Origin of the sequence: Rhizobium bangladeshense, assembly GCF_017357245.1 — a bacterium.
GTDB classification, from domain to species: Bacteria; Pseudomonadota; Alphaproteobacteria; order Rhizobiales; family Rhizobiaceae; genus Rhizobium; species Rhizobium bangladeshense.
Genome location: NZ_CP071614.1, coordinates 179244 through 194031, shown reverse-complemented (window position 1 = coordinate 194031; position 14788 = coordinate 179244). Strand labels below are relative to the sequence as shown.

Sequence of the window (14788 nt, the reverse complement as noted above, 5' to 3'; positions counted from 1 at the left end):
TGGCGACCTGCTATTTGCCGCGGCGGCCGAACTGAAACCACCTGCGGCGCTGGGCCTTGGTCGCCCCTTCCGGCGGTTGGGTCTGGCCTGTCGGTGCGAAGACGGCCAGGCTCTGCGTGTAGACCATGACGGGATTTTCCTGATCGTGCACCTTGAAGGCGCCGGTCTCCGCCCCGGTGTCGAGAACCCGTGACCACTGCGTCAGTCCATTCACCTCAGGCAGATGAACTTCGCAATCACCGCCGGCGTTGAAGACGAGGAAGAGATCGTCCATCTTCTCGGTATCGAGCGCGTGCGCGCTCTTCGAAACGTAGACGCCAAGCACCTGCAACCCATCGTCATTCCAGGCCCCGTCGTCCATGAAACTGCCGTCCGGCTTGTACCAGGCGATCTCGATGCGCCCGTCTTCGCTGGTTTCGCCGGTCAGGAATCGCTCCTGGCGCAGGACCGGATGGGCCTTCCGGAAAGCGACTGCCTGCCGGCAGAAATCGAGGAAGGGATCGTCGAGACCGTCCCAGCCCGTCCAGCCGATCTCGTTATCCTGGCAATAGGCATTGTTGTTGCCGCCCTGGCTGTTGCCGAGCTCGTCGCCAGCCAGGATCATCGGCACGCCCTGCGAAAGCATCAGCGTCGCCATCATGTTGCGCCGGCGCCGCGCCCGCGCCGCATTGATGTCGGCATTATCGGTCGCGCCCTCGGCGCCCATATTGTCGGAATGATTGTCCGAATGGCCATCCCGGTTATCCTCGCCATTCGCCTCGTTGTGCTTGCCGTCGAAGGAAACCGTATCCATCAGCGTGAAGCCGTCATGGGCCGACAGAAGGTTGATCGAGGAGGTCGCTCCCCGATCGGAGTGATTGAATTGCGGCGCCGAACCGGTGATGCGGGCCGCGAGCTCCGACACCATGCCATTGTCGCCCTTCCAGAAGCGGCGCACGTCGTCGCGGAACTTGTCGTTCCACTCGCGGAAAGGGTGCGGGAAGCCGCCGACCTGATAGCCGCCATCGCCGATATCCCAGGGTTCGGCGATCAGCTTGACGCCGGCAAGGATCGGATCCTGACGGATCGCGCCGAAGAACAGGCCCTGACGGTCGAATTCCAGATCCTGGCGGCCGAGCGTGCTGGCGAGATCGAAGCGGAAGCCGTCGATATGCATGACGCCCACCCAGTAGCGCAGGCTGTCGAGCACCATGCGCATCACCATCGGATTGGCTACGTTCAGCGTGTTGCCGGTGCCTGTGGTATCGAAAGTGTGGCGGGGATCGTCGGGAGAGAGGATATAGTAGCTCGCATTGTCGAGCCCGCGGAAAGACAGCGTCGGCCCCTTCTCGCTGCCTTCGGCCGTATGGTTGTAGACCACGTCCATGATGACCTCAATGCCGGCGGCATGGAACCGCTTCACCATGGTCTTGATCTCGGTGATCTTGTCACTCGAGAGGTAGCGCGCCTGCGGCGCGAAGAAGCCGAGCGTCTGATAGCCCCAATAATTCCTTAGCTTCTTTTCGACGAGATAACGGTCGTCGAGGAAATACTGGATCGGCAGGAGCTCGATCGCCGAAATGCCAAGCTTGACGAGATGGTCGATGATCGGATCGCTGCACATGCCTAGAAAAGTCCCGCGCAGCCGGTCGGGCACTTTTGGATGCGTCATCGTCAGGCCGCGCACATGCGCCTCGTAGATGATGGTATCGGGCCAAGGCCGGCGGATCGCCTCTTCACCCGCCCAGTCGAAGTCGGGATCCTGCACTATGCCCTTGACCATGAAAGGCGCGCTGTCACGGTCGTCGAAGGAAAGATCATCCTCACCGATCCGATAGCCGAACAGCGCATCATGCCACCGCAATTCACCCGTCACCTGCTTGGCATAGGGGTCGAGCAGCAGCTTGTTAGGATTGAAACGGTGGCCGGCGCCGGGATCATATGGGCCATGGGCGCGATAGCCGTATACGGTGCCGGGTCCGATGCCGGCAATATAGCCCGACCAGATGTCGCCTTCGCGCTTGGGCAAGGGCAATCGGGCGATCTCATCCTTTCCGTCGGGTGAAAACAGGCAGAGCTCGATCTGTTCCGCATGAGCCGAGAAGACGGCGAAATGAGTGCCGGAACCCGTATACTCCGCCCCCAGCTCCGGCTTGAGGAAGTCGAGTTCCGAAAATGAAAAGCTCATGGCGCCCCGCTAGATGAAAGACCAAGCGGGAAACGTGAAGATGGTTTGAAAGTTCCCTCCCCAAGGAAAAGGAAGAGGCGCGGCGCGCCGGGCGGAGGCGTTTATGGCATCAGCTGTCCGCCATTGACCTCGATGATCTGCCCGGTGATATAGCCCGAGAGCGTCGGCGAAGCGAGGAAGAGATAGGCGCCGACGCAATCCTCCGAGGTGCCGACGAAACCCATCGGGATCGACCTGCGCTGCAGCTCCATCTGATCGTCATCCGTATAACGCTCGTGGAAAGGTGTGGCGATGACGCCCGGCGCCACGGCATTGACGCGGATCCTGTCGGCAACGAATTCCTTGGCATGGCCACGCGTAATGGTCGAGACGAAGCCCTTGGACGCCGCATAAAGGATCGCGCCGTTGCCGCCGCCGTTGCGGGCCGCGATCGAGGTCGTGTTGATGATGAAGCCGCCCTGTTTTTTCAGCCAGGGATGGGCCGCGCGCGTGGCTGCGAGCACCGAGCGGGCATTGAGGTCCATGACCGCAGCATAATGCGCGTCGGTATATTCCGAGGTCGGCTTGCGTCCCAGCATGCCGCCGGCATTGTTGATGAGCCCGTCGAGATGGCCGAAGGTCTTGGCCGTCTCCTCGACGACGCGGTCGGTCTCCCCTTCCCTCGACACGTCGCCCTGGATCAGATGCACCGTGCCGCCAGCAGCGCGAATTTCCTCAGCGAGCCTCTCCGCCGGTTCGCGGCTGGCATTGCAATGCACCCCGACCTTGACCCCTTGAGCCGCAAAGGCGCGGGCAACGGCCGCGCCGATCCCGGTCGATGCGCCGGTGATCAGCACGGCTTTGCCGGAAAGATCCGGCAGTTTGATGGATGCGAGCAATTGAGCAAGTTCTGCCATGGCCAGACAGCCTCCCGAAAACCAATGACATAGGTGATGAAACAGACGGGGGAAGTCTATCAGGCGAAATCAGCCACGGGCAATGCACGAAAGCGGGAGAACTGCAAAGCGGGGATGCCACAGCCGGCCGGCTCGGACCTACCCAGACCCCTTCCCACGAGAGGGCGAGGCTAACTTGGCACACTGTATAGTGCCAAGAAGCAGGCTTTCTGCAGATGAAACGGTGAAGGGACGTTGACGCAGCACGCTAGCCCCTCCCCCTTGTGGGACCCTCGTGAGGAGGGGTTTCTTAGGCTGACCTCACCTATCTCCAACTCCTCAAGAAGACACGCCCAAGACCGCCTCCTGCTGCCGGCGGGCAAGAGGCGGGAAAGCGAGCGCAATTGCCGCCGCCCCGAGACCGACGATGGCAGAGCCGATGAACAGCCAGGAATAATTGGCGAAAGTGTCGAAGATCCAGCCGCCGATCAGAGGGCCGAAAGCCATGCCGAGGCTGGAGAGCATCGTCGCCGCCCCCAGGACGGTGCCGATGATGCGCTGGCCGAAATATTCCCGCGCCAGCACCGCATAGAGCGGCATCACGCCGCCATAGGCGCTGCCGAAGACGATGGCGAGCGCATAGAATTCGGTCAACTCGCTGACGAAGAGATAGGTCGCGAGTGCGCCCGCCTGCACCAGCAGGCCGGTGACTAGGACCGGCTTCACGCCGAGCCTGTCGGCGAGGCTGCCATAGAGCAGCCGGCCGCCCAGCCCTGCCAGGCCTTCGACGCTGTAGATGCTGACGGCTGCCATCGGGGCGACGCCGCAGATCGTCGCATAATTCACCATGTGGAAGATCGGGCCGGAATGGGCCGCACAGCAGGCAAAGAAGGTCAGGCCGAGGACGATGAATTGCGGCGACCGGAAGACTTTCAACAGCTGTGGCGGGGCGCCTTCCGCGGCAAACTCGGCGCCGGCATCGACGCTCTCGGCAGGCGGGCGCCTGACCAGCAGGGCGGCCGGCACCAGCAGCACCCAGGTGGCGATGCCGATGATCAACATGGCCGGCCGCCATTCGTAGGCCGAGATCAGCCAGCGCGCGAAAGGCGAGATCGTCATCGGCGCCACCCCCATGCCGGCGGAGACGAGCGACACGGCAAGACCACGGTTCACGTCGAACCATGCGGTGGTCGCCGCGATCATCGGCGCGAAGAAGGCGCTGGCGGCCAGTCCGACCAGAATGCCGTAGGTCAGCTGGAATTCGATGAGCGTCCCGGCTCGGCTGGCGAGCACCAGCGCCAGGCCGAGCAGCACGGACCCTACCAGCACGACGAGGCGCGGGCCGAAACGGTCGCTTGCCGCACCCCAGAGGAAGCCGCCGACGCCCATGACGATGAAATTCAGCGTCATGGCGCTGGCAATCCCGACATGCGACCAGCCGGTGGCGGTGGCGATCGGCTCCTGGAAAATCGCCAGCGAGAACATTGCGCCGATGGCGACGCACGACATCAGGGCGCCGACTGCGACGATGACCCAACGATAGGAAACACTCATGGCTTCATACCTCCATGCCGACAGAGTGATCGCGACGCGTGCAGCAGATCGCTGCTTTTCCGCGCCTTGCGATTAAAGACGTTTGAACCGCTGCGATTTCGACAGCGCCCTCACATCTTTTTACCACCGTGCCGTTTAGAGAGTGCGGAACATCACCAGGGCGTCAACATAGCCCTCGGTCGGATGAAGGAAGACGCCGGGCAGCCGGCCGACGATTTCGAAGCCGAGGGATTGCCACAGCGCGACGGCGCGGCGATTGCTGCTGACGACGAAATTGAACTGCATGGCTTGAAAACCCCGCAAGCGCGCATGTTCGAGCGAATGTTCATGCATGCGGCGGGCGACACCGCGGCCGCTGGCGGCGGGATCGGTCATGTAGCCGCAATTGCAGACGTGGCGCCCGCCGCCCGCCTGATTGGCCTTGATGTAATAGGTGCCGAGGATAATGCCATCCACTTCCGCGACGAAGGTCTCGCGGTCTGCGCCCATCCAGTAGGCGAGCGCATCGGCTTCGGAGAGGTCGCGGTCGAGCGCATAGGTCTCGCCGGCGCGGATCGTCGGACCGATGATCCCCCAGATCGCGCTTCGGTCATCGTTGTTTGCTGGTCGGATCAGCATGCGGGTTTTTATCGAAGTAGATCGCGGCACGCAACGTTGCGCGCGCGCAGAGATCGCGGCCAGTTATAAAGTGCTGGTTACGATGCACCCTGCCGACAGCGCGCGGTCTGCACAAGCTCAGTGCCATTGTGCCGGCGATGCGGCCTGAGATGGAGAGCGGAGAGGGCGAATACGGCGCAAATGTCAGCAACCAGGATCAAGCACCCCTTCAGACCCCATGGCAGAACAGGCGTACTGGCAGTCCACCCACAGGAGGTTTATCATGAACGCCAAGACCCTTTCCGCCCTTTGCGCGGGCAATGACGGCGCGCAGCGTTGTAAGTATGAACATTATGCAGGGCATTCTGCCTTTAGCGCGCCCGGCCGCCATTCTGCGCTCCTCGATATACTGCCGTCCGATCCGGCCGGCGTTGCCCGCACGGCGCAGGCTTTGCTGATCTATGAGCACGCCGCAGAACCATTCTATGGTTACAAGGTTCCCGAAGCGCGGCGCGGCGAAAGCCACATCCGGCCGATGGAGAAGATGCTTGATGCGTTGCTGGTGCTCGACGACCGTCCGCTCTCCGTCGCCCGGCTGCCCGAGAAGCGTCTGGTCGGAATCTGCCGCCATTACATGTTGCTGTCCGTCGCAATCCTTCGGCAGCACGGAATTCCCGCCCGTGGCCGCGGAGGCTTCGCCACCTACTTCAATCCGGGCAAGTTCGAGGATCATTGGGTATGTGAGTACTGGAAAGCGGCTGATGGGCGCTGGGCCCTGCTGGACAGCCAGCTCGACGAGGTTTTCATCCGCAAGCTCGGAATTGGTTTCGACATCCATGACGTGCCGCGTGCCCAATTCCTGACCGCTTCCGAGGCCTGGCGCAGATGCCGCAGCGGAGAACTCGATCCAAATCTGTTCGGCGTCGAATTTGAGAAGCTTCGTGGTCTGTGGTTCATCGCCGGTAACCTGATCCGAGATCTCGCCACTCTCAGCGGTCGCGAAGTCCTGCCTTGGGATGTTTGGGGAGCACAACCAGCATTGAATGCGACGCTTTCGCATTCCGAACTGGATTTCTTTGACGAGGTCGCTTTGATTACGGCCGATCCAGATGCAGATTTCGACGCGTTGAGCCGGCGTTTCTCCGAGGATAACAAACTACGGCTTCCCCAAACCGTCTTCAACTCGCTGCGACGGCGTCAGGAAAGCGCGTTGGAGGGCTGAGGCGCGACACCTTCATCCGGAGATGCGGCGCCTCTCAATATTTGGCGTTCAGTTTGCGCTCAAACCCTCTCGAGCGCGATCGCAATCCCCTGCCCGACACCGATGCACATGGTCGACAGCGAATAGCGGCCGCCGGTTTCGGCAAGCTCCAGTGCCGCCGTGCCGGTGATGCGGGCGCCCGACATGCCCAAGGGATGGCCGAGCGCGATCGCGCCGCCATTGCGGTTCACCCGCTGATCGTCGTCGGCGATGCCGAGTTCGCGCAGCACCGCCAGTCCCTGGCTGGCAAAGGCCTCGTTGAGTTCGATCACATCGAACTGCTCCTGGGTCATGCCGAGCCTGGCCATCAGCTTGCGCGAAGCCGGGATCGGACCGACGCCCATCACCCGTGGCGGAACGGCGGCTGCCGCGCCGCCGAGGATGCGGGCGATCGGCGTCAGGTCATATTTTCGCGCCGCCGCTTCCGAGGCGACGATCAGCGCCGCCGCCCCGTCATTGACGCCGGAGGCATTACCCGCCGTCACCGTGCCCCCTTCCTGCTTGAAGGGCGTGCCAAGTTTCGCCAGAGCCTCGATCGTCGTCGCGCGTGGATGCTCATCCCGGTCGACGACAACCGGATCGCCCCTGCGCTGCGGGATGGTCACCGGGGTGATCTCCTTCGCCAGCCGTCCGCTCGCCTGGGCGGCCGCTGCCTTCGCCTGGCTGCGAACCGCAAAGGCGTCCTGGTCCTCGCGGCTGACCTTGTAATCCTCGGCGACGTTCTCGCCGGTCTCCGGCATGGAATCGACGCCATATTGCTTCTTCATCAGAGGATTGACGAAGCGCCAGCCGATCGTCGTGTCGTGGATTTCGGCAGCCCGCGAAAAGGCCGTCTCGGCCTTCGGCATGACAAAAGGCGCGCGCGACATGCTTTCGACGCCGCCCGCGATCATCAGCTCGGCCTCGTCGGCGCGGATGGTGCGCGCCGCCGTGATCACCGCATCCATGCCGGAGCCGCAGAGCCGGTTGATCGTCGTGCCCGGCACCGCGATCGGCAGGCCGGCGAGCAGGGCCGACATGCGCGCGACGTTGCGGTTGTCCTCGCCCGCCTGGTTGGCGCAGCCGAAGATCACGTCGTCGACGGCTTCCCAGTCGACGGCGCCGTTGCGCGCCATCAGCGCCTTCAGCGGGATGGCGCCGAGATCGTCGGCGCGCACCTGCGAGAGCGAACCGGCAAAGCGGCCGATCGGCGTCCTGATATAGTCGCAGATAAAGGCTTCGGTCATGGCTTTCCCTTTAGAGTTTCGGAACGACGAGATCGGCCACCGGCCCATCGACGTTCAGTCGCGCCCCGGTCATCGCCTGCAATTCCTCCAGAGACATGGCGGCGAGCTTCTCGCGCAGCACGAAACGCCCCTCGACGATGTCGATGACGGCATGGCTCGTATAGACGCGGGTGATGCAGGCGACGCCGGTCAGCGGGAAGGTGCATCTCTCCACCAGCTTCGGCTCGCCGGTCTTGGTGACATGCTCGGTGATGACGCAGACCTGCTTGGCGCCATGCACCAGGTCCATGGCGCCGCCGACCGCCGGCACGCCCTTGCTGCCGACCCGCCAGTTGGCGAGATCGCCATTCTCCGCGACCTGATAGGCGCCGAGGATCGCGACGTCGAGATGACCGCCGCGCACCATGGCGAAGCTGTCGGCGTGGTGGAAGAAGGCCGCACCCGGCTTCAGCGTCACCGCCTTCTTGCCGGCGTTGATCAGGTCCCAGTCCTCTTCACCTTCAACTGGCGGCTCGCCGAAATTGAGGATGCCGTTTTCGGTGTGGAAGATCGCCTGGCGGCCGGGCGGCTGATAGCGGGCGACCATTTCGGGAAAGCCGATACCGAGATTGACATAGGCGCCGTCGGCGATGTCCTGAGCGGCGCGCCAGGCGATCTGCGCATTGGAAAGCTTGATGTCGTCCCTGATATCGATGGTCATGCGTAGGCTACTCCGGCTCGAATGAGCTCTTCTTCCTGCTGCGGATCGGGGACGGCGACGACGCGATCGACGAAGATGCCCGGCGTCACCACATGCTCGGGATCGATGCCGCCGGCCGGCACGATGGAGGAGACCTGGGCGATGGTCTTGGCCGCGGCCATGCACATCAGCGGATTGAAGTTGCGGCCGGCCTTGTTGTAGGTCAGGTTGCCGTGGACGTCGCCGACCCGAGCCTTCACGATCGCGAAGTCGGCCTTCAGCCAGCGCTCCTGCACATAATGGCGGCCGTCGAATTCGGCGATGACCTTGCCCTCGGCAAGTTCGGTGCCGTAGCCGGTCGGGGTGTAAAAAGCCGGGATGCCGGCGCCGCCGGCGCGGATGCGTTCGGCGAGCGTGCCCTGCGGCACCAGCTCGAGTTCGATTTCGCCGGCGAGATATTTGTCGGTGAAAGCGCGTGGATCCGAGGAGCGCGGAAACGAGCAGATCATTTTCCGGACCAGGCCGGCATCAATCATTGCGGCGATGCCGATGCGGCCGTTGCCGGCATTGTTGTTGATGACAGTCAAGTCTTTGGGCGCCTTGTCGATCAGGGCGTGGATCAGCTCGATCGGCGCGCCGGAGCCGCCGAAACCGCCGATCATCACGGTCGCACCGTCGCCGATCTCGGAAACGGCCTCCGCCGTGCTGCCGATTGTCTTGTCCATGGGGATCTCCTCAGCCTGCCCTCTGCATCAGAAATAAAATGTTACAGACGCAGCGGCAAGATAGTTTGTGCGTTATTTGACTTTTGTTCATATATCGCACAAACTGGTACATAGAGTGGAGGATCGTACCCATGCGCGAAACCGATTTCGTCAGCGGCTTTGCCCGCGGCCTGAAAGTCATCGAAGCCTTCGGCGAGACACGGCAGCGGCTGTCGATCGCCGAGGCCGCGAAGCTGACGGGGCTCGACCGCGCCACCGTGCGCCGTTCGCTGCTGACGCTCGCCGAGCTCGGTTATGCCGATTATGACGGCAAGTTCTTCACGCTGACGCCGAAGATCCTGCGGCTTGGCCATGCCTATCTTGCCGCAACGCCGCTGCCGGCGCTGTTGCAGCCGCATCTCGATCTTCTCTCGGAAAGGGCCGGCCAGAGCGCCTCGGCCTCGGTGCTCGACGGCACCGAGATCGTCTATATCGCCCGCGCCGCGCAGCGCCGCGTCATGTCGATCAATCTCACCCCCGGCAGCCGCCTGCCCGCCTATTGCGCCTCGATGGGACGGGTGCTGCTATCAGCCCTTTCAGAGAGCGAGGCGCGCGCCATCCTCGCCAGGAGCGAGCTGATGCAGAACACACCCAATACCAAGACCGATCCGGACGAACTGATCGAAGAATTCCGCCGGGTGCGCGCCGAGGGCTACGCCATCATCGATCAGGAGCTGGAAATCGGCCTCTGCTCGATCGCCGTGCCTGTCGAAAACGACCGTGGCGAGACGATCGCGGCGATCAATATCGGCGCCCCGGCCGCCCTCGTGTCGGCGGCCGAGATGAAGGAGCGCTATCTGCCGCTGCTGAAGGAAACGCAGGCGGCCTTGCGGCCGCTGCTGCGCCGCTGACGGCAAGCAGTCTCCGCAAAATTGCGCAGCGGTTTTGCCTTGGAATGCGTGCAGAAGGTCGGCCTCTGTTCGGTCGACCGATAGGAGCTGCGTGAGACTCGGCCCCAACACTTCATTCGGTGGAGGTCCTCGATCAGTCTTCCGTCTGAGCGGCTTGAGGCTCCCATATCGAAATCCGAAAAGCCGGGAGCCTTTCCGGGTCAGCTTGCTGCCGAGGCGGTCGCCGCCTCCAACTCTTCTGCCGGGCAATAGGGTTCAAGTTCGGGGAGCCTCTGCTGATTGTCTCGGAATGCGTTTCCCCAGTCGCGCAGACTCGCCAGAATTGGTGCGACCGATCTTGCCAGCTCGGTCGCCTCGTACTCCACACGCGGCGGAACCTCCGCAAAGACGCGGCGTGTCACCAATCCGTCGGCTTCGAGCTCACGCAGTTGCAGCGTCAACACCCGATGCGTGGCGTCCGGTATCAGGCGGCACAGTTCCATGAACCGCTTCTTGCCCATGAGCAAGTTGACGAGGATTGTGGGCTTCCAAAGTCCGCCGATCACCGACATCGTCAATTCAGCAGCACAGCCGCTCTTGGGCTCCAAACGCTTCGGTCTCATCTCAGCTGCCTCTCAGCGCCTTACTTACATCCATGATAGTATAGGCTGTAATTGTGCATTCTTTCAACGACTTCCAGATCGGCTTAAATGGCACCGTGTCCACGAGCGAGGAAGCGCGGAGTGTCTTTTCAAGCAATTGTCGCAAGGCAGAGCGGTGATATCATGACTGCCACCGTAGAGACGGTTTCGGATGAATTCCTGACCGAGGACGAGGTCTCGGTCGCTGTCGAGTGGTCGACGGTGAACTACAAGGACGCCATTGCGCTGGCCGGCCATGACATCATCAAAACCTTTCCGCTCATAACCGGTATCGACTTCGCCGGAACGGTCGTAACTTCTCTGGATCCGCGCTATTCACCCGGCGACAAGGTCGTCGCGACCGGGTGGGGCCTCGGCCAGACGCATCACGGCGGGTTCTCCCAGAGGGCACGAGTTCCCGGCGACTGGCTCGTGAAGTTGCCGCAATCGATTTCGACGCGCGATGCGATGGCGATCGGGACCGCCGGGTTCACCGCGATGCTAAGCGTGCTTGCGCTTGAGCATGGCGGCATCTCGCCTGCGCGTGGCGATATTTTGGTTACCGGTGCCTCCGGTGGCGTAGGTTCGATTGCCATCGCGCTCCTTTCGAAGCTCGGCTACCGCGTGGTCGCCTCTACCGGCAAGCCGAGCGAGGCGCCTTACCTGAAGGGACTCGGAGCAACTTCATTGATCGACAGGTCGACACTCTCCGCCGGGGGACCCCCGATTTCAACGGAGCGCTGGGCCGGGGCGATCGATGCAGTGGGTGGGCGCTCGCTGGCAAACATCCTGGCACAGACAGCCTATGCGGGCGTTGTCACGACCTGTGGCTTTGTCGGCGGCAGGGATCTTCCGGCGAGCGTGCTTCCCTTCATCCTTCGTGGGGTAATGCTGGCAGGCATCGATTCAGTATACGCCCCTCGAGCCGTTCGCGAGCGGGCGTGGCAGCGCCTTGCCACCGATCTCGATCTCGGGAAGCTTGCCTCGACCGTGTCCGAGGTTGGCCTCGCCGATGTGCCCGAGGTGGTAAGCCAGATGCTGGCAGGCCATGTCCGCGGGCGAACCCTGGTCGATGTCAGCCGATAGCCGACCGATGAGGGGCCGGCACCATTCCTCCGAGACGACATGCAGGAGCCTCGCCCTGCCATGGCGCAGAGCCCATCCCCGGCGGCGCTATCACCGGCCGCTACCAATCCTCCACGCTGAAAGGAAGTGAAATGGCTGTTTCCCTGGAAACTGCACCAACGGAATATCTCGAAACAGGCGGAATTCGCTTCGCCTATCGCCGTCTCGGCCCGGATACCGGAACGCCGCTCATTTTGCTGCAACACTTTACGGGGACGATTGATTCCTGGGACCCGGCAGTCGTCAACGGGTTGGCGACCGACCGGAACATTATCGTGTTCGACAACGCTGGTGTTGGCGCTTCCTCCGGCACTGTCCCGGACAATGTCGGGCAGCAGGCGGCCGATGCCGAGACTTTCATAAGAGCTCTGGGCTTCGACGAGGTCGATCTTCTGGGCTTCTCGCTCGGCGGATTTCTCGCCCAGATCATGGCGTCGCGCGCCACGTTAAAGGTGCGCAAGATGATCGTCGCGGGAAGCGCGCCCAGAGGCGGCGAAGAGCATCTTCTGCAGGTCGTCGAGGGCGCTCTCGCCAAGAACGCACGAGATGTCCGGCTACCGCTGTTTTTCACGTCGTCGAAGAAGAGCCAGCTCGCAGGTGAGGCGTTCGTCAACCGAGCGCTGGCCAGAACGCAGGACCGCGATCCCGACAGCGGCGAAGCCATAAGCGAGCCGCAGGCGAGATCGATCATCGCATGGTGTGCTGAACAGGATCCCGATCACGGGTTGCTGAAGGCGATCAAACAGCCGACGCTTATCGTCCATGGCAGCGATGACACGATGTTTCCATCGGTCAATGCCTACGAGATGTTCAAGGCGATGAGCGACGCCACCCTGATCATCTACCCGGATTCCGGACACGGCGCCCTCTTCCAATATGCGCAAACCTTCGTCGCGCATGTGAAGACCTTCCTCGACAGGTGACAATCGAATTGAAAGGAAACCATAATGAATGCTCTCGCAAAGAAGATCATCGACGCTCATGGCGGTCTCGAGACCTGGAAGAAGTTTTCCACCCTGCGCGCTCACCTGAGCCAAGGCGGTGCTCTCTGGGGACTGAAGGGTCACGGCGGCAAGCTCGACGAGACCAATGTCACCGTCGGCCTTGGTGAGGAATGGGCCTCCCATGCGCCGTTCGGACCGGAGGGCAAGAGCAGCCGCTTCGAACCGGGTCGCGTTACACTCAAGGATTCGTCCGGCAAGGTTCTGGAGGATCTTTCCGATCCGCGCAGCTCCTTCGCAGGTCATAAGCTGGAGACCCCGTGGTCGGAACCGCAGCTCGCATATTTCGCAGGCATTGCCATGTGGACCTATTTCAACATCCCCTTCCTGCTCGCCGCACCCGGCGTCGTCAGCGAAGAGGCTGGCGACTGGCAAGAGAAAGGCGAGACATGGCATCGGCTGAAGGTGACGTTTCCGCACGCGGTCGCCACTCATAGCGCGGTCCAAACGCTCTATGTAGACGAGGCAGGTCTTCTGAAGCGGCACGACTACGACGTCGAAATCGCGGGCGACACGCCGGGAGCGCATTACATCGGCGGCTACGTCGAGGTGCAGGGCATCAGGTTCCCCACCGAACGCCGCATCTATCCACGCCAGCCGGATGGCAGCAGCCTTGCCGAACCCCTGGTCGTCTCCATCGACATCTCCGACATTGAGCTCCGTTAGACATGACGCTTCTTGAACTAAGCGCCGCGCGACACATGATCGCCGCCGCTGAAACTTGCGCCAGGGAAATTGGCGTCAAGGCGACCATTGCCGTCCTCGACCAGGGCGGCAATCTCATCGCCGCCGCGCGGATGGATGATGCATGGCCAGGAGGCTTCGACCTCGCAGTTGGAAAAGCGCACACAGCGCGCGCCTTCCAGGCGCCGTCAGCAACCTTCGTCCCGATGATCCAGCCTGGAGAGCCTCTCTTCGCCGTGAACAATGTGGCCGGCGGCAAATACGTCATTCTCGGCGGCGGACTTCCGGTGCGATCGGGAGAGAGCATCATCGGGGCTGTCGGCATTAGCGGTGGCCGCATCGAACAGGATGTCGCGATCGCAGAAGCCGCCGTGGCAGCATTCAAGGACAGAACAGACAGGAAGATATCATGACCAATCTCGTCGATCTTGCCACTCGGGCGCACGGCGGCTTCGACCGTTTCAACGCCTTTTCATCGCTGACGGCGAAGCTGCATCAGGGGGGCATTCTCTGGGGCCTAAAAGGCAAGCCCACGGTCCTGGAAGATTGTCATGTTCGCGTGGACCTCAGGGACGAACGCGTTTCGCATTGGCCCTTTGCCCCGACCATGAACCATTCCGTGTTCACACCGAGCCGTGTGGCGATAGGGACTCCTGACGGGGCCGTCGTCGAAGAACTCGTCGATCCACGGAGTTCCTTCGAAGGTTATGAAATGGAAACCCACTGGAGCAATCCACAAGTGGCATACTTTGCCGGTTACACAATGTGGACCTATTTGACCTCACCCTTCATCCTGAAGCGGCCGGGTGTCGTCTCTGATGAGATCGAGCCCTGGCAGGAAAACGGAGAGACCTGGCGCCGTCTGCACGTCTGCTTCCCGGACGATATCGCCACCCATAGCAGGGCACAGACGTTCTACTTCAATCCCGAGGGGCTTTTGGTCCGGCATTACTATGAAGTGGACATCCAAGGTCGCAATGCCGCTGCACGCTATCTCACCGATTACGTCGAGATCGACGGAATTTCTCTCCCATCAAGGATGCGCATCTTCCCGCGCGGCTCGAACAATACACCTCTGGCAGCGCCGCTGATCGTATCGGTCGACCTTTCCGACTTCCGCTTCGAATGAAGCGCTTCTCTGCCGCAACCTAGCCGAGGCATCGGTGCGATCATCTCAGGGACGCACCAGCATCTTCTACAAGGACCGGGTCCGTCGGGTGGTCAGCCGATCACCTTCGCACATCGCAATACGGCACTTGCGATCAAGGAGCCGGTATTACGCAACCTCGCCGATGCGCTTCCCGCCGCGGCGGGGCGCGATGAGTTCGACATTCCGCATCGGCAGCCGATGCCAGACCTGCTTGCCGATCGCAAAATCGTTCAA

15 protein-coding genes are annotated in these 14788 nt (G+C 62.2%); 7 read left to right on the top strand and 8 right to left on the bottom strand.

The features are described 5' to 3' along the window. Positions 1-10: 10 nt before the first annotated feature. From glgX to J2J98_RS24755, 4 genes are all read right to left on the bottom strand, one after another. A complete protein-coding gene (glgX, locus tag J2J98_RS24770; protein WP_207603756.1) occupies positions 11-2167 on the bottom strand; it encodes a glycogen debranching protein GlgX in 2157 nt (718 codons plus the stop codon). A gap of 101 nt (positions 2168-2268) precedes the next feature. Continuing rightward, positions 2269-3063, bottom strand: a complete 795-nt coding sequence (locus tag J2J98_RS24765; RefSeq protein WP_207603755.1) for an SDR family NAD(P)-dependent oxidoreductase — start codon at positions 3061-3063, stop codon at positions 2269-2271. Between the two features lie 318 nt (positions 3064-3381). Beyond that, a complete protein-coding gene (locus tag J2J98_RS24760; RefSeq protein WP_207603754.1) occupies positions 3382-4596 on the bottom strand; it encodes an MFS transporter in 1215 nt (404 codons plus the stop codon). Between the two features lie 135 nt (positions 4597-4731). Then, a complete protein-coding gene (locus J2J98_RS24755; protein WP_138395725.1) occupies positions 4732-5214 on the bottom strand; it encodes a GNAT family N-acetyltransferase in 483 nt (160 codons plus the stop codon). Between the two features lie 217 nt (positions 5215-5431). Here J2J98_RS24755 and J2J98_RS24750 point away from each other — a divergent pair, with 217 nt between their 5' ends. Beyond that, the gene (locus tag J2J98_RS24750; RefSeq protein ID WP_246569456.1) at positions 5432-6415 is read left to right on the top strand and encodes a transglutaminase-like domain-containing protein; all 984 of its coding nucleotides are present in this window, start codon (positions 5432-5434) and stop codon (positions 6413-6415) included. Positions 6416-6474: 59 nt separating this feature from the next. On the opposite strand, the gene pcaF is transcribed toward J2J98_RS24750, so the two are convergent. From pcaF to J2J98_RS24735, 3 genes are read right to left on the bottom strand one after another with little or no spacing between them, the layout of a single operon-like run. Next, a complete protein-coding gene (pcaF, locus tag J2J98_RS24745; RefSeq protein ID WP_138395727.1) occupies positions 6475-7680 on the bottom strand; it encodes a 3-oxoadipyl-CoA thiolase in 1206 nt (401 codons plus the stop codon). 10 nt (positions 7681-7690) lie between these two features. Further along, on the bottom strand, positions 7691-8380 hold the full coding sequence (locus tag J2J98_RS24740; RefSeq protein ID WP_138395728.1) for a CoA transferase subunit B: 690 nt from the start codon (positions 8378-8380) through the stop codon (positions 7691-7693). After that, on the bottom strand, positions 8377-9084 hold the full coding sequence (locus J2J98_RS24735) for a 3-oxoacid CoA-transferase subunit A (RefSeq protein ID WP_138395729.1): 708 nt from the start codon (positions 9082-9084) through the stop codon (positions 8377-8379). Before J2J98_RS24735 ends, J2J98_RS24740 begins: the two co-directional genes overlap by 4 nt. A gap of 131 nt (positions 9085-9215) precedes the next feature. Between J2J98_RS24735 and J2J98_RS24730 the strand changes: the two genes are divergently transcribed. Further along, positions 9216-9974, top strand: a complete 759-nt coding sequence (locus J2J98_RS24730; protein WP_207603753.1) for an IclR family transcriptional regulator — start codon at positions 9216-9218, stop codon at positions 9972-9974. 200 nt (positions 9975-10174) lie between these two features. On the opposite strand, the gene J2J98_RS24725 is transcribed toward J2J98_RS24730, so the two are convergent. Beyond that, positions 10175-10576, bottom strand: coding sequence for a winged helix-turn-helix transcriptional regulator (locus J2J98_RS24725; RefSeq protein ID WP_092751161.1), 402 nt, complete (start codon positions 10574-10576; stop codon positions 10175-10177). 120 nt (positions 10577-10696) lie between these two features. On the opposite strand from J2J98_RS24725, the gene J2J98_RS24720 reads away from it, so the two are divergent. From J2J98_RS24720 to J2J98_RS24700, 5 genes are all read left to right on the top strand, one after another. Further along, positions 10697-11680 (top strand): MDR family oxidoreductase, encoded by a 984-nt coding sequence (locus J2J98_RS24720; RefSeq protein WP_207603752.1) that lies wholly within the window; start codon positions 10697-10699, stop codon positions 11678-11680. Between the two features lie 131 nt (positions 11681-11811). Then, positions 11812-12642, top strand: coding sequence for an alpha/beta fold hydrolase (locus J2J98_RS24715; RefSeq protein ID WP_207603751.1), 831 nt, complete (start codon positions 11812-11814; stop codon positions 12640-12642). Positions 12643-12666: 24 nt separating this feature from the next. Further along, positions 12667-13386: a hypothetical protein gene (locus J2J98_RS24710; protein ID WP_207603750.1), complete on the top strand. Its 720-nt coding sequence runs from the start codon at positions 12667-12669 to the stop codon at positions 13384-13386. A gap of 2 nt (positions 13387-13388) precedes the next feature. Next, positions 13389-13817 (top strand): GlcG/HbpS family heme-binding protein, encoded by a 429-nt coding sequence (locus tag J2J98_RS24705; RefSeq protein ID WP_207603749.1) that lies wholly within the window; start codon positions 13389-13391, stop codon positions 13815-13817. After that, positions 13814-14533: a hypothetical protein gene (locus J2J98_RS24700; protein ID WP_207603748.1), complete on the top strand. Its 720-nt coding sequence runs from the start codon at positions 13814-13816 to the stop codon at positions 14531-14533. The genes J2J98_RS24705 and J2J98_RS24700 overlap by 4 nt, the downstream gene beginning before the upstream one ends. Positions 14534-14788 lie beyond the last annotated feature (255 nt).

Coding starts and splice junctions, on each gene's coding strand:
- glgX (WP_207603756.1), bottom strand. CDS start 2,167: ATGAGCTTTTCATTTTCGGAACTCGACTTCCTCAAGCCGGAGCTGGGG.
- J2J98_RS24765 (WP_207603755.1), bottom strand. CDS start 3,063: ATGGCAGAACTTGCTCAATTGCTCGCATCCATCAAACTGCCGGATCTT.
- J2J98_RS24760 (WP_207603754.1), bottom strand. CDS start 4,596: ATGAGTGTTTCCTATCGTTGGGTCATCGTCGCAGTCGGCGCCCTGATG.
- J2J98_RS24755 (WP_138395725.1), bottom strand. CDS start 5,214: ATGCTGATCCGACCAGCAAACAACGATGACCGAAGCGCGATCTGGGGG.
- J2J98_RS24750 (WP_246569456.1), top strand. CDS start 5,432: ATGGCAGAACAGGCGTACTGGCAGTCCACCCACAGGAGGTTTATCATG.
- pcaF (WP_138395727.1), bottom strand. CDS start 7,680: ATGACCGAAGCCTTTATCTGCGACTATATCAGGACGCCGATCGGCCGC.
- J2J98_RS24740 (WP_138395728.1), bottom strand. CDS start 8,380: ATGACCATCGATATCAGGGACGACATCAAGCTTTCCAATGCGCAGATC.
- J2J98_RS24735 (WP_138395729.1), bottom strand. CDS start 9,084: ATGGACAAGACAATCGGCAGCACGGCGGAGGCCGTTTCCGAGATCGGC.
- J2J98_RS24730 (WP_207603753.1), top strand. CDS start 9,216: ATGCGCGAAACCGATTTCGTCAGCGGCTTTGCCCGCGGCCTGAAAGTC.
- J2J98_RS24725 (WP_092751161.1), bottom strand. CDS start 10,576: ATGAGACCGAAGCGTTTGGAGCCCAAGAGCGGCTGTGCTGCTGAATTG.
- J2J98_RS24715 (WP_207603751.1), top strand. CDS start 11,812: ATGGCTGTTTCCCTGGAAACTGCACCAACGGAATATCTCGAAACAGGC.
- J2J98_RS24710 (WP_207603750.1), top strand. CDS start 12,667: ATGAATGCTCTCGCAAAGAAGATCATCGACGCTCATGGCGGTCTCGAG.
- J2J98_RS24705 (WP_207603749.1), top strand. CDS start 13,389: ATGACGCTTCTTGAACTAAGCGCCGCGCGACACATGATCGCCGCCGCT.
- J2J98_RS24700 (WP_207603748.1), top strand. CDS start 13,814: ATGACCAATCTCGTCGATCTTGCCACTCGGGCGCACGGCGGCTTCGAC.